Source organism: Thiocapsa imhoffii, assembly GCF_016583985.1.
Taxonomy (GTDB): domain Bacteria; phylum Pseudomonadota; class Gammaproteobacteria; order Chromatiales; family Chromatiaceae; genus Thiocapsa; species Thiocapsa imhoffii.
The window spans coordinates 134,403-148,112 of record NZ_NRSD01000005.1 but is presented as its reverse complement, the minus strand read 5'-3'; the positions used below and the strand labels follow the sequence as shown (position 1 = coordinate 148,112).

General features: G+C 62.7%; 15 protein-coding genes. 1 reads left to right on the top strand and 14 read right to left on the bottom strand.

The features are described 5' to 3' along the window. Positions 1 to 273: 273 nt before the first annotated feature. From modC to CKO25_RS07050, 7 genes are all read right to left on the bottom strand, one after another. Positions 274 to 1,389 (bottom strand): molybdenum ABC transporter ATP-binding protein, encoded by a 1,116-nt coding sequence (gene modC, locus CKO25_RS07080; RefSeq protein ID WP_200387218.1) that lies wholly within the window; start codon positions 1,387 to 1,389, stop codon positions 274 to 276. Further along, complete coding sequence (modB, locus tag CKO25_RS07075) at positions 1,386 to 2,075, bottom strand: molybdate ABC transporter permease subunit (protein WP_200387217.1); 690 nt, start codon at positions 2,073 to 2,075, stop codon at positions 1,386 to 1,388. The genes modC and modB overlap by 4 nt, the downstream gene beginning before the upstream one ends. A gap of 7 nt (positions 2,076 to 2,082) precedes the next feature. Continuing rightward, positions 2,083 to 2,883, bottom strand: a complete 801-nt coding sequence (modA, locus tag CKO25_RS07070; protein WP_200387216.1) for a molybdate ABC transporter substrate-binding protein — start codon at positions 2,881 to 2,883, stop codon at positions 2,083 to 2,085. Positions 2,884 to 2,923: 40 nt separating this feature from the next. Further along, the gene (locus CKO25_RS07065) at positions 2,924 to 3,736 is read right to left on the bottom strand and encodes a TOBE domain-containing protein (RefSeq protein WP_200387215.1); all 813 of its coding nucleotides are present in this window, start codon (positions 3,734 to 3,736) and stop codon (positions 2,924 to 2,926) included. A gap of 500 nt (positions 3,737 to 4,236) precedes the next feature. Continuing rightward, positions 4,237 to 4,656, bottom strand: a complete 420-nt coding sequence (locus tag CKO25_RS07060) for a hypothetical protein (protein WP_200387214.1) — start codon at positions 4,654 to 4,656, stop codon at positions 4,237 to 4,239. A gap of 243 nt (positions 4,657 to 4,899) precedes the next feature. Beyond that, complete coding sequence (locus CKO25_RS07055; protein WP_200387213.1) at positions 4,900 to 5,724, bottom strand: FkbM family methyltransferase; 825 nt, start codon at positions 5,722 to 5,724, stop codon at positions 4,900 to 4,902. Next, positions 5,721 to 6,662: a cupin-like domain-containing protein gene (locus CKO25_RS07050; RefSeq protein ID WP_200387212.1), complete on the bottom strand. Its 942-nt coding sequence runs from the start codon at positions 6,660 to 6,662 to the stop codon at positions 5,721 to 5,723. Before CKO25_RS07050 ends, CKO25_RS07055 begins: the two co-directional genes overlap by 4 nt. A gap of 383 nt (positions 6,663 to 7,045) precedes the next feature. On the opposite strand from CKO25_RS07050, the gene hisG reads away from it, so the two are divergent. Continuing rightward, positions 7,046 to 7,918 (top strand): ATP phosphoribosyltransferase, encoded by an 873-nt coding sequence (gene hisG, locus CKO25_RS07045; protein WP_200387211.1) that lies wholly within the window; start codon positions 7,046 to 7,048, stop codon positions 7,916 to 7,918. A gap of 54 nt (positions 7,919 to 7,972) precedes the next feature. Here hisG and CKO25_RS07040 read toward each other — a convergent pair whose 3' ends face one another. The 7 genes from CKO25_RS07040 to CKO25_RS07010 all read right to left on the bottom strand — a co-directional run bounded on the left by CKO25_RS07040 (position 7,973) and on the right by CKO25_RS07010 (position 13,691). Then, entirely contained in the window at positions 7,973 to 8,434 is a 462-nt protein-coding gene (locus CKO25_RS07040) for a protein YgfX (RefSeq protein WP_200387210.1), read from the bottom strand. Between the two features lie 39 nt (positions 8,435 to 8,473). After that, on the bottom strand, positions 8,474 to 8,785 hold the full coding sequence (locus tag CKO25_RS07035; protein ID WP_371829705.1) for an FAD assembly factor SdhE: 312 nt from the start codon (positions 8,783 to 8,785) through the stop codon (positions 8,474 to 8,476). A gap of 7 nt (positions 8,786 to 8,792) precedes the next feature. Beyond that, positions 8,793 to 9,485, bottom strand: a complete 693-nt coding sequence (locus CKO25_RS07030) for a succinate dehydrogenase iron-sulfur subunit (protein ID WP_200387209.1) — start codon at positions 9,483 to 9,485, stop codon at positions 8,793 to 8,795. Between the two features lie 265 nt (positions 9,486 to 9,750). Then, positions 9,751 to 11,514, bottom strand: coding sequence for a succinate dehydrogenase flavoprotein subunit (gene sdhA / locus CKO25_RS07025; protein WP_200387208.1), 1,764 nt, complete (start codon positions 11,512 to 11,514; stop codon positions 9,751 to 9,753). Between the two features lie 7 nt (positions 11,515 to 11,521). Next, positions 11,522 to 11,866, bottom strand: a complete 345-nt coding sequence (gene sdhD / locus CKO25_RS07020; protein ID WP_200387207.1) for a succinate dehydrogenase, hydrophobic membrane anchor protein — start codon at positions 11,864 to 11,866, stop codon at positions 11,522 to 11,524. Continuing rightward, a complete protein-coding gene (sdhC, locus tag CKO25_RS07015; protein ID WP_200387206.1) occupies positions 11,863 to 12,243 on the bottom strand; it encodes a succinate dehydrogenase, cytochrome b556 subunit in 381 nt (126 codons plus the stop codon). Before sdhC ends, sdhD begins: the two co-directional genes overlap by 4 nt. 458 nt (positions 12,244 to 12,701) lie before the next feature. Continuing rightward, positions 12,702 to 13,691, bottom strand: coding sequence for a lysylphosphatidylglycerol synthase transmembrane domain-containing protein (locus CKO25_RS07010; protein ID WP_200387205.1), 990 nt, complete (start codon positions 13,689 to 13,691; stop codon positions 12,702 to 12,704). Positions 13,692 to 13,710 lie beyond the last annotated feature (19 nt).

Here is a 13,710-nt window from a genome sequence, read left to right as displayed (position 1 = left end):
AGCGCCTCGGTCAGGTTGCACATCATGAGTTCGCGGACCAATGAGACCGATCGATTGTCTGCAATGCAGTGGTGCCCTGTCCATCAGGAATGCGACATCCGAGACGGCGGTGCGTCCCCGCTCGGCAGGACCGGTTCCTTGTCGGCCCGCTGCTGAAGACTGCCATGCTCAATGTCGTTCCAGAGCCCAGGTGTTGGCTCAGTGATCAGTCGACGCGCCATCTAGGCGTGTCAGGAAGCGGCTGGAAGCCACGTCCACCGGTGGCGCGCGGGCTCAATCACCGAGCAGGGCGACGGCCTTGATCTGCGCCCAGACCGGCATCCCTCGGCGCAGTCCGAGCTGATCCAGCGAGCGGCGGGTAATCCGGGCGATGATCGTGGTGTCCGCCGCGGCGAGTTGGATCAGAACATGGGCCGGGGTGTCGGCATCGGCGATCTCCACGACGGTTGCTGGCAGCAGGTTGGCGATGCTGGTGCCGGTGGCCCGTTCCAGGGCAATGCTCACGTCACGGGCATGGATTCGCAAACGCAAACGGTGGCCGATCGGTTCCCGCCGTTGCGCGACCACCACATTGCCGCCGGGGAAGTCGAGTCGCGACAGGTGATAGTTCTCGTCATGCGAGGCGATGACCGCCTCGATCACCACCCCGGCGTCCTCGGAGAAAGCGGTCGGCAGATCGAGCCGTGCAAGCGTCTCCTGAAGCCCCCCCTCGGCGACCACGCGCCCCTCAGAGAGCAGCACCACATAATCCGCCAGACGCGCGACCTCGTCGGGCGAATGGCTGACATAGAAGACGGGGATCTCCAGCTCGTCGTGCAAGCGTTCCAGATAGGGCAGGATCTCGCCCTTGCGTTTCAGGTCCAGCGCGGCGAGCGGTTCGTCCATCAGCAGAAGGCGTGGACTGGTGGCCAGCGCTCGGGCGATGGCGACCCTTTGCCGTTCGCCGCCCGAGAGACGATCGGGCATGCGCTCGAGCAGGTGCCCGATGCCGAGCAGGTCGATGGCCTGCTCAAGTGAGACCCGGTGCGCGCCGCCCACCCGCTTGCGGCCGTAGATCAGATTCTGGTGCACCGACAGATGCGGGAAGAGGCTGGCCTCCTGAAACACATAGCCCAGGGGACGTCGATGGGTCGGAACGAAGGTGTGCCGCGCACTGTCCTGCCAGACCTCGCCCTTGAAACTCAGACGCCCCTGACCCTGCCGCTCCAACCCCGCGATGCAGCGTAACAGTGTGGTCTTACCGGACCCCGAATGGCCAAAGAGCGCGGTGACCCCGCGCCCCGGGAGATTCAGGTCCACATCGAGTACAAATCCCGGCCATTGCACCCGAAACCGGGCCTCGACGGTCGACGCGGCAGCTTGGCTCATCGCTTGGGGTACGCCACTCATCTCCATACGCTGGTCTTCCGTGAGTAGAGCGCCAACAGCACCAGAAAGCTGAAGATCAGCATGCCCGCCGACAAGAGATGGGCCTCGGCATATTCGAGCGCCTCGACATGGTCGTAGATGGCGACCGAGACGACACGGGTTTGCTCCGGGATATTGCCGCCGATCATCAGCACCACCCCGAACTCGCCAACGGTATGGGCGAAGCCAAGGATCGCGGCGGTGATGAAGCCGGGCTTGGCCAAGGGCAGCATGACGGTGAAAAAGCGGTCCCAAGGGTTCGCCCGCAGCGTCGCGGCGACCTCCAGGGGTCGTTCGCCGATGGCCTCGAAGGCGTTCTGGATCGGCTGCACGACGAAGGGCATCGAATAGAACACCGAGCCGACCACCAGACCCGCAAACGTGAAGGGCAGTAGCCCGATCCCGAGCCACTGCGTGAACTGCCCGACCGGCCCATGCGGACCCATTGCCACCAGCAGATAGAACCCGAGCACGGTCGGCGGCAACACCAACGGCAACGCGACCAAGGCGCCGACCGGACCCTTCCATTTCGATCGCGTGCGAGCGAGCCACCACGCGATCGGCGTGCCGACCAGCAATAGGATCACCGTGACCACGCTCGCGAGCTTGAAGGTCAGCCAGACCGCCGACCAGTCCGCCTGGGTCAGTGCCGGATGAAACTCAGCCATCGCCCCGTCACTCCTCGACCGCGTCGCCCGGCAGGACGAAGCCATAGTGCGACATGATGGCGCGGGTTTGCGGGCTGGTCATAAAGTCCGCGAAGTCATGGGCCAGCGGGTTGTCCTTGGCACGCAGCGTGACGATGAACCCCTGCTCCAGCGGCTCATGCAGTCTGTCGTCGATCAGGTGATAGCCGCCGGCCTCCGCCAGCGTCGGATTCAGCGCCAGGGCCAGTGCGATGATGCCGACCTCGGCGTTGCCGGTCTGCACGAACTGGGCCGTCTGCGCGATGTTCTCTCCCATGACCAGCTTGCCCTGCAGCGCATCCCAGAGGCCAAGCGCTCGCAGCGCCTCCTCGGCACGCATGCCATAGGGCGCGTGCCGTGGATTGGCGATCGCGATCTTGCGAATCCGCGAGTCCGTCAGGTCGTTCAATGTCATGGTCGTGGCGTCCAGCCCCGGGCTCCAGAGCACGATGCGCCCCAGGGCATAGGGCCGCGTCGGGCCGGCGGACAGACCTTTTTCCTCGAGTCCACGCGGAAAGGCAATGTCGGCCGAGAAGTACAGATCGAAGGGTGCTCCTTGTTGGATCTGGGTGTGGAACTTGCCCGAGGAGCCATAGATGACGTCGACCTTGGCATCCGGATGGGCGACTCGAAAGGCCTCCACGATCTCGTCCATCGCGAACTTGAGATCCGCCGCGGCGGCGATGGTGATGGCACCCGCGCTAGCGGACTCTTCGGCTAGCATCGGAGTGGTCAAGCCCAGGGCCAGGGTGGCGGTGATGGCGGTCAAGAGTGTGCGAATCGAATCCATAACGAGGCTCCAGTTCGAGGGGTTGGCCAGGCGAGGCTGATCAATCGCGGACCGCCAAGATGACATGCGGTGCCTTGATGAGTGCACAGGCCCGCCCGCCTTCGGTGATCCCGAGGTCTTTCTTACTCTCCATCGTGATGATGGCCGCCAGTCGTGCGCCGCCATCGAGCGCCAGAACCACCTCGGTGTTGACCGCTCCCTCGGTGATGCGCTCGAGCGTTCCGCACAGCCGATTCCGCGCCGAGGTCTTCAGCCCGCCGTCCTCGGTCGTCAGAATCACGAACGACGCCTTGATCAAGGCATAGGCTTCAACGCCAGGCGCGAGCCCAAGCGACTGGACGCTCTCATTGGTCACAATGGCGACCAGCGGCGTGCCGCCGACATCGAGTGTGACCTCGGCATTCACGGCGCCCGGTGTCACGGTCGTGACCACCCCGCGCAGGTTGTTTCTGGCACTGACTTTCATCTTCAAAGCTCCGATCAAGGTATGGAAGCGATCGAAATCGCGGATGCCCTCGCGCAGTCGCGCAAGGAATTTTCTGTGCTCCCGCTCGGCGGTTTCGTAGACGGTGATCAAGCGTCGTCCCTCCTCCGTGAGCTCCGTGCCCCCACCGTGGCGTCCTCCAGCGCGCCGTCGCACGAGCGGTTGCTCGGAGAGATTGTTCATCGCATCCACCGCGTCCCAAGCGTGCTTGTAGGACATCCCCATCGCCTTAGCCGCCCGCGAGATCGAGCCGGTCTCGCCAATTCGGCGGAGCAGTTCAATGCGGCCGCGCCCGACGAATCCCTCGTTCTTTCGGTCGAGCCAGAGAGATCCAGCCGGATGAATGCACTCATCAGGTGTGTCGGTCATCTTCAGAGGCGTGGTCGCAGTTCGATCGTTATATCCAGGGCGATATAGCGCTACATGCAGCAGAAACCATGCCGACATCCGATGTCACGCGGATGACCTACTTCCTGCACGCGCTGGTCTCCGCGCTCACCAGCACCCTGCAGCGATGCTGAGGCGCGCACGGCGGATCCCGCTTGGTTCAGTGCCGGGTCGCCACCCCGTCAGGTTTCAAGAGACGGACGATATAACCGCCATCATCAGTGCGCGCGGCGAACCGAAATCAGCGGATCGCGGCCCGCGCGATCGCCTTCCTGTCGCCCGAACCCTGTCGCCCTTGCGACAAATCGGCCCGACTCGCGCGCAAAACCGACAATCACCCGGTTTTAGTCTTTGGCCGAGATGCCGCGCGATGGGATGGGATGGGATGGGATCGTCACAGAAACCGAGCGGTACGGGCACGGCCCCGCGCCCGGCTCCGGCAGGATGGCCAGCAGTGCGACTGGCCACCTGAACCGCTCCGATCAGCCGAGAATCTGCTCGTAGCTGCGACGCAGCAGTTCGAGCTCGACGGGCGGGAGGCCGCGTGCCTGAGTGAGGTCGATGAAGCGGCCACCCTGTGCGTGAGCCGCTTCGAAAGGCGGATCGATACTCTTGAAGCGTGCGAGAAAGACCTGGGTCAGCTCCTGATCCGCCTCGACCTCACAGCGAAACCCGGGCTCGACCTCGAGACTGCCGCTCGGTAGGTCCAGATGCGCCTCCGCCTCACGCACAATCGCCGCGGGATGCCGGACCACGCGGGCGGGTGGGCGTAACGGATCGGTCACCCGGGCCTGTGCCGGGAAAGCGCTGAAACCACAGACACCGCCATAGGCGAGTTTCAGAAAGCGGGTACGGGCACTGGTCGCATGCTTGTGATACATGATCAGGCGCGGACTGGACATGACTTGGCCTCCGGGCGGAACGTCCGATGCAGGGTGCGTCCAGGGGATCGCCACCAGCTTGCGGGGGGTCGAGGTGTGATATTCAAGCAAGGATCGCGCCCGCTTAGGCACTCGCGGAACGGGGCTGGGGCGAAGCCGTGGCACCGCGAGGCCATCCAAGCCCGCATCCCACGAAGGCGCGGCGTTGGCGCGCGTCCACCAGCACCCGATGTGAGCGACGGCCAGACAGCCCGCCGGCATGACTCATTCGCGACCAGCAAGATCCTCGAAGAGGTCATCGCGGATGAACAAGCGTTTGAACCGATCAGTCGAGTGGGCCAGCCGATAACCCGCTTGCAGTAGCTGTTGTGCCGAGTCCCGGATCCGAAACAGATGGCTGCGATCCTGCGAGTGCCACACTTCGTCATACTCGACGAGGATCGCTTTGATATCGAGTTGATCCTCGATCACTGTCTCCAAAACACGGTATTCGGCACCCTCGATCTCCAGCTTCAACAGATCGATCGCCGTATGTCCCTGCGATCGCATGATGTTTCCAAGTCGATCGACCGGAAGTTCGATATAGCGACCCGACTCCTGGAACATCGCCACGGAGTGCGATGGATAGTTGTCTCGGGTGGGTTCGTAAAACCGCATCTGCTGCGCACTGTCCCAAACGCCGATCTCCAGATAGCGCAGGAGCTCGAGACGCTCGGGCCTGATCCGATAGCGAAAGGGCTCACCGTTCTCCGACCAGAGCGGTTCGCCGCGGTTGATGTGATCCTTGACGCGATTGAAATGATTGCAGCCTTCGGGGGTCGGATCGATCAGCAGCACTTGGCAGCCAAAGCGCTCGGCCAGTTCGGTGTCGAAGGTGATGTCTTCCCCGGCGCCCACGCAATAGCAGATCGAGTCGGCATCCAGAAATCCCTCGGGTACCGGGTAACCGTGGACCTCAGAGCCCACCCAGGTCACTTGTGGAAGGGGGGTCACCAACGACTGCGCATCCACCTGCAGGACCTTGCGCGCAACCGTTTTAACAGCATCGATCATGCCGGCACCATCAGACGATTCTTTCGCATCACTCATGACTTGGCCCTCGACAAGATGATTCGCTCTTGCCAGTTCATCACTGGCCCCAGCACCGACAAATAGGCCCGCGCCGCGGCCGCGAACCAGGGATGTCCGCGGAGCCAGAAGGCGTGGACGTCCTCGCGGTACAGGGGCCAGTTCTGCCCGTTCAACTGGACCTTACCCAGCGAGATACAGGGCTCGTGGATACGTGTCGCATGCCACCAACGCGCAGGGAAGAAGATGGTCTCACCCTGTTGGACGGTCGCAACGATTGGCGTTGCCTGCGCGAACAGTGGGAAACGCTCTAGATCGGGCGCGGCGAAATCGACCTGCGAGGTCTTGGGCTCGTTCGGGCGTGGATACATGAAGTCTCCCTGATCTGGCGGATAGAGAAAAAACTCCTTGCTGCCAACGATCTGGGTGATCTGTGTATTGAGACACAAGGCATCATAGTGCACGCGTGGAAAAGAGGCCCCGCGTCCACCGAAGAAGATCTCGTAGACTTCGGTCCCACGCATCAAGATGCGCGGTAGCAGTGGATGATTGACGCGATCAAGGGGGCCGAACGCCAACTCCGGCTGAATCTCGCGCAACAATTCTGGAAAGTACGACTCAAGGTTGAAGTTGAACGGATAGGGTGCCGGATGTTCCGGAGTCGATGCCAGGATCAGATCGATCGCCTCCGCCAAGGTGTAACGCTGGCCATGCACCTCCTTGACTAGGTGGCCATAGTGTTCACGAAAGAAATCGAACGTGAAGCGTTGCAGGCCTGGCCAGGCCCGCGCGGCGTCGGTGAGGATCACCGGCCGCTCCGGGAGGACATACTCCCGCATCAATTCCTGGATCGAGAGACCGGTACGCCGATCGACGCCCTCGGCCGCCGGGGCGCCGACCGGGGTCGCGGTGTTCTGGGATGTGAGGCGATCAGCCTCAGTGACCCTGATGGTTCCCATTGGGGTACCTCCAAAGTGTCAGCCCTTGCCAACATATTCAGTGTGGCTGGAGCGGTCATGGGGGACCGGAGGTTAGCCTAGAAGCCGCTGATTCTCAAGGACAGGGCAGCAAAGAATCCGATCGACGGGACCGCCGCTCGGGTTTCGTATACCAGCCGATAGGCTTCGCGCGACTCCCTGGTTCCAGGTTGAAGCGACGGGCCGCGGCAGACGCGAGGGCGCGGCACGCCAGGTCATGGATTCAGATTGCGGTATCCTAGACGCCCCGATGCCGGATCAGGCGTCGGGACGGCCTCGGGGTCTCGTCATGCGCACAGCCGCGGCATGATCCGATGCCGATCAATCCGCTCTCGGGGCGGGACCCACGCGGCACTGGAGCACGCATGTCCTTGATCAAGCTTGGCATCCCCAAGGGGAGTCTGGAAGAGGCCACCATTGACCTGTTCGCCCAGGCGGGCTGGCGGATCGCCGCTCGCGCGCGTCACTATTATCCCGAGATCGACGATCCGGACATTCGCTGCGCCTTGATTCGCGCTCAAGAGATGGCCGCCTATGTCGCCCGCGGCACCCTGGATCTGGGTCTCACCGGCTTGGATTGGATCCTGGAGTCACGCGCTGAGGTCGAGGAGATCTGTACCCTGACCTACTCGAAGGCGTCGAATCAACCGAGTCGCTGGGTCTTGGTGGTCCGCGAGGACTCGCCGATCCAGTCGATCGCGGATCTTGCCGGAAAAAAAATCGCGACCGAGTTGGTGGGCTTCACGGAGCGCTATCTGGCCGAACGCGGGATCAAGGCCGCCGTCGAGTTCTCCTGGGGTGCGACCGAGGCAAAGGTCGTGGAGGGGTTGGTCGATGCGATCGTGGAGATCACCGAGACCGGAAGCACCATCCGCGCCCATGGTCTGCGGATCGTCGCCGACCTGCTGGTGACTGAAACCCGCCTCATCGCCAATCGGCGGGCTATGGAGGATCCGGCGCGGCGGGCCAAGATCGAACAAGTCGCGCTCATGCTGCAGGCGGCCTTGCGTGCCCGGCAGAAGGTCGCGATCAAGTGCAATGTCCCGGCGGAGCGGCTCGAGACCCTGGTCGACTTGCTCCCAAGCCTGCATGCACCCACCGTGAGTCATCTTTACGATCGCGAATGGCTCGCACTCGAAACCATCGTCGATGCCCACGCCGTCCGGGACCTCATCCCCAAATTGCGCGCCGCGGGCGCCGAGGGAATCTTGGAATATCATCTCACCAAGATGGTCTAGCAGGAGGCTGAGAAGCCGCGGCGATTCGACTCTCGATCCGACTTTCGATCGGAATCAGGGGCGCTCGGCAGGCTGAACTCGAGCCGCCCCCGCGAGCCGCAACCGTTGGCGCAATCGACGATGGAGGTCGGGTTCGAGCGCATCGGCAAAGATGGGCAGCGAACGCCGGGTCCAGGGCCCCAGTTTAAAGTTCAACACCACCAGCGGCAGGCTGACAAAGGTTGATGGCAAGAGGATTGCCTCATGCTCCGCGCCCGAGACCAGTTGCAACTGCCAGGTGCCGTCGGCTTGGCACAAGGCGGCGCAAATCGACCAGGGGGCGCGTCGCAACACCGCGACGAAGCCGACATGGAGCGCACTCAGCAGCACGGCGAGCACAAGTGGCAAGGTGAACCACCGCCAACCCATCACAACCAAGGCCACGCAGGCCAGAAGATGCGTGAAGGTCATGATGAGTGCGAGGTGCCGTGAAAAACCGGGGCGGATCAGCAGCGGTGGGGCGTCGTGCGATGGCACGCTTGCGGTCCTCCGTCATGAAGCCAGACGCCACTTACTTCAGCGCACGCGAACAACCTCCAGTATGTGGCGAACCAGATCCCGAAACGCGGCATCCGGTGGCTCGGCACGGGATAGGAACCAATCACTCAGCCGCTGATCCTGCTCGGCGAGCAGGCGCACGAATTGCACGCGTTGCGCGTCATCCAAGTCCGCGTAGCCCGCATCAAGGAAGCGGTCGAGCACATCATCGAGTTCGAGCATGCCGCGCCGGCACTGCCAGCGCAACCGGCGAATCTCCAATGCGGTCTGCGCGGCGGCAGCGGAATCTTGCGCGGCCGCGGCTTCAGCGGAGTGCACGCTGTTCGTCACAGTGGCCTCACAACCCCTTGTCCAACATCAAATCCTTGATCTTGCCGATCGCGCGAGTCGGGTTCAGACCCTTCGGACACACATCGACACAGTTCATGATGCTATGGCAGCGGAACAGCTTGTAGGGTCCATCGAGCGCATCCAGGCGCTCCTCGGTGGCCTGATCACGACTGTCAGCCAGGAACCGCCAGGCTTGCAGGAGCGCGGCCGGTCCGTGGAACTTCTCCGGATTCCACCAGAAGGAAGGACAGGCCGTTGAGCAGCAACCACAGAGGATGCACTCGTAGAGTCCATCGAGTTGATCACGTTCGGCCGGTGATTGGAGCAGCTCTTGTTCAGGAAGGGGATCCTTGCGCACCAGATAGGGCTTGACCGCACGATATTGCTCGTAGAATTGCGTCATGTCGACGACCAGGTCACGGATCACGGGGCGCCCTGGAAAGGGGCGGACTTCGACCGGCTCCTTCAGGTCCGTGATCGGCGTGATACAGGCCAGCAGGTTACGTCCGTTGACGTTGACACCGTCGGACCCACACACGCCCTCACCACAGGAGTGACGGAAGCTGAAGCTCTCGTCCTGCTTTTTGACTTCGAGCAAGACGTCGCGCAGCATCATTCCTTGGAAGGTGGCAACCTCGTAGTCCTGCATGCGTGGCTTGGAATCGGTATCCGGGTTGTAGCGAAACACGCTGATCTTCATCGATAGTGTCTCCGGTGGCAGGGCCACGCGAGCAAGTCAAATGGAGCATCCTGGCCTTCCGACATCCGATCGGAAAGACTCTGGTCATGGCCGGGTCACCGCGGCCCCGAGACTGGGTCAGGCCGCCCGGCCCTGGCCGCATAGGGTCGCGGCAGCACGGGAACTGGGCCGTTTGCCGACCCCACTCCCGACCCAGACCCAATCCGAATCGTCGGCTTGGTTGAGCGTGTCGCCGGATGGATCACGGGCCGAGGTGGACCCACACTCAGTACACCCGCTCCTTCGGGGGGAAGGTCTCGACCGTCAACGGTTTGGTGCGCACGGGCTTATAGTCCATGCGATCGCCATCCCGATAGTAGAGACTGTGCTTGAGCCAAGCTTGATCGTCACGGCCTGGAAAATCAGGGCGTGAATGCGCACCACGACTCTCCTGTCGATGGAGGGCCGAGACGGCGATCGACATGCCGACGTCCATCATGTTTTCCAACTCCAATGCCTCGATACGCGCGGTATTGAAGACGCGGGAGTGATCGGTGAGGCGGACCTCGGGCAGGCGCTCACGCAAAGCGCTGAGCTTCTCATAGCCCTCGGTCATGATCTCCTCGGTCCGGAACACCCCGGCATGGTCCTCCATGCACTTGCGAAAATCCGCCCGCAGTTGCTGAACCGTCAGTCCGTCCCCTGTTTGATCCCAGCGGGTCAAACGTCCCATGGCTTGTTCCAGGCTTGCCGAGTCGACGGGACGCGGATAGGGGTTCTCGCGCACGAAATCGATGATGTCCTTGCCCGCGAGACGCCCGAAGACCAGGATATCGAGCAGGGAGTTCCCGCCCAAGCGATTGGCCCCATGCACGGAGGCGCAGGCGCACTCGCCCGCCGCGTACAGTCCGACCACCACCTCCTCGGACCCATGACCTGCCGGCATCGCGACCCGCCCAAACCGATCGGTTGGAATCCCACCCATGGCGTAGTGAGCGGTAGGGAACACCGGGATAGGCTCAATCACGGGATCGACGCCAGCAAAGATGCGGCTCGATTCGCGAATGCCGGGCAGCCGCTTCGCGATCACCGCCTCTCCGAGGTGATCGAGCTTGAGCATCACGTAATCACCCTGGGGACCACAGCCGCGCCCCTCCTTGACCTCGGTCACAATGGCACGTGAGACCACGTCCCGACTCGCGAGATCCTTCGCGCGCGGCGCATAGCGCTCCATGAAACGCTCGCCATCCCGATTGATGAGATAGCCGCCTTCACCGCGTGTACCCTCGGTGATGAGCATGCCTTTACCCGCGATTCCAGTCGGATGGAACTGGAAGAACTCCATGTCCATCAGCGGAATACCGGCTCTCAAGGCCATGGCCGCCCCATCGCCGGTATTGATGTGGGCATTGGACGTGGTGCGGAACACCTGCCCCCAGCCCCCGGTCGCGAGTAGGGTCGCCTTCGACTCGATCAGCAGCGGCTCGCCGCTCTCGATCTCCAGGACCAGGGCGCCACAGATGGTCCCTTGCGCGTCGCGCACGAGATCGATCGCGAAATACTCGTCGAAGAAATGCGTGCGAGCACGGATATTCTGCTGATAGAGGGTATGCAGGATGGCATGACCGGTGCGGTCAGCCGCCGCGCAGGTCCGCGCGGCTTGATCGCCACCGAAGTTCTGACTCTGTCCGCCGAAGGCACGCTGATAGATCTTGCCGTCGTCCAGTCGAGAAAAGGGCACGCCAGCATGTTCGAGTTCGTAGACGGTGGGAATGGCCTCGCGGCACATGAATTCGATGGCGTCCTGGTCGCCCAGATAGTCCGAGCCCTTGACGGTATCGAACATATGCCAGTGCCAGGAGTCCGGCAGCACATTAGCCAGCGCGGCATTCACCCCACCTTGCGCGGCAACCGTGTGCGAGCGTGTCGGAAAGACCTTCGAGACGACAGCCACGCGCAATTCCGCGCTCGCCAGTTGCAGCGCGGCATTCAGTCCTGCTCCACCGGCACCAATGATGAGTGCGTCGAAATGACGAGTTGGAATACCCATGCCCGAATTACCCCTGCAATCCCGCGGTGACAATGGCCTTGTAGGCCCACAGGCCCGAGGCGATGAAGACGAAGGCGAACAGGGTCAGCAACCCGATACGCGGTCCCAGACTGTGGACATAATCGATCAAGACGTCGCGAATCCCAATCCAGGCATGCGCGAGGAGCACAGGCACGAAGAGAACCAGCCCCAAGGCGACGAGCGGATGTGTTGCCCAAGCCACGAGCGCGGCGTGGTCGCTTGGCGCCTGTAAGGTAAAGTGGATCAACAGATAGCTGAGAAAGAGCGCCAGATAGAGCGAGGTGGCGCGCTGGATGACCCAGGCCATGAGACCCGATGCTTGTCGACTCATTGCGCCAGACCTCCGCCAATCACCAGGATCAGAACCAGCACCGCGGCCACCATCGCGATGATGGCACTGCGCCGTGCCACGGATCGGTCCAGACCGATCCCGACATCGAGGAGCAGAAACCGAATCCCCGCGAAGAGATGATGGAGCAGGCTCCAGGCCAGCAGTACCAGGAACAGCTTGACGATCCAGCTCTCGAACACCGCCGCCGCGCTCGCGAATCCGGCCGGCCCCGAGAGCGCCAGATGGAACAGCACCGCGGCGAATGGGATCGCGAGGACCATGAGGACGCCGCTGATACGATGGAGGATCGAGACGATGCCCGAGGGAGGCAGTTTGATCCGCCACAGATCGAGGAAAACAGGTCTTGTCGTTTGCATGGTTTGAACCTTTGGTGATTCCAAGCCGATCGATGTTCCACCGCCCGATGCGGCGTCCGGGCACGCTGGGGCTGGCCGATTCGACACCAACATCGTGACGAGATTCGACGCCGAGCGCACCTGCGAGCAGGATGCGAAGTGAAGCGCGGGGTCACCACCCGGATCACCCTGCGCAGCGGATCCTCTCCTCACTCCAGTGCCACCGCCCTGGCTCAGCAGGTCGGCTCCAGCAGCCATGCTGTCCATGATCGGGGCAGATATTGTGCACTGCAACAGGAGGTGATTCAATCAGCCGACAGGCCGGTCCGGTCGCTGGCGAAACCGACGCTGGCGCAGCAGCGTAAGGAGGTGCCTTTGGCTTCGAAACGCACACCGAAGCGGCCTCGCGCGGTCCTCATGACACTATTTCTCAGGCCGGAACGATCAGCACCCGGGTAGCCGCGATTGCTGGATCAGACCTAGGGGGCTGGAGGGGCGGCGTGACAAGGGGATCGACGGGGTAATGCGAATGCCAACGCGGCGAGGATCAAGGTCGTGCCCAGCAGGAACAGATGGAGATTCACCGCGCCCGCCAAGGCCTGTTGTGGATCGACGCCCAAGGGGGTGAGCGCCGCGACGATTGCAATCTCATAGCTGCCGCTCCCCGCAATGCCATGAAACGGCAGCACACTCGACAGCTCGGCGCCCATCACGCCTGTCATGACCCGCCAGAAATCGATGGGTAGGAAATGACCGAGCAGGATCGCGAAAGCCGCGAATTTGAGCGCCCAGGTCAGCAGAGTCCAGAGATAGACCCGTGCCAGAGTCCATATTTCCCGCGGGGCCGCCATGATGACCCGCACCAGCACACGGGTGGTCCCAGCGCGCCGATCCAGACGTCCCGATGTCTTCATGCGGGCCGCAAACCGCCCGAGCGGAACCAGCAGCATGACCGCGCCCGTCCAGGCAATGGCCAGGATCCACCACCACCCGGATGGATCACGCAGGTTGAGAATGAAGATCCCAATCAGCGCCAGACAGTGCAGATCGAGGAGGCGGATCCAGAGCAACGCTGCCGAGGCATCGAGCAGGCCATGCCCGAAGTAACGGCGCATCAGCAGCGGGAAAACCACTTCCCCGGTCCGCATCGGGAGCAGGTTGTTCGCGGCATTGTGAAGGATGCTCAACCGCAGAACAGTAGGAAAACAGCCATTGAAACGGGGGCGAAAATAGTCATGGACCCGCACTGCACGCAGTGCGTAGCTGAGCGCACTGAGCACGAAGAGAACCACCAGCAGTCCGAGCGAAAGCTCCCGCCAAGGCGCGAGCAGTGGCCCCCAGCCCACGGTGAAATGAACCGCCAGCAACAACGCAAGCAGCAAGGCCGTACCGATCAGCCAGTCACGAGGCCGACCAAGGCGCACACCCGCTTCGGAGGGCTCCTGATCGGGGGAATTGAACAGCCGCATGGCGTCGCGCGTCTCCCCA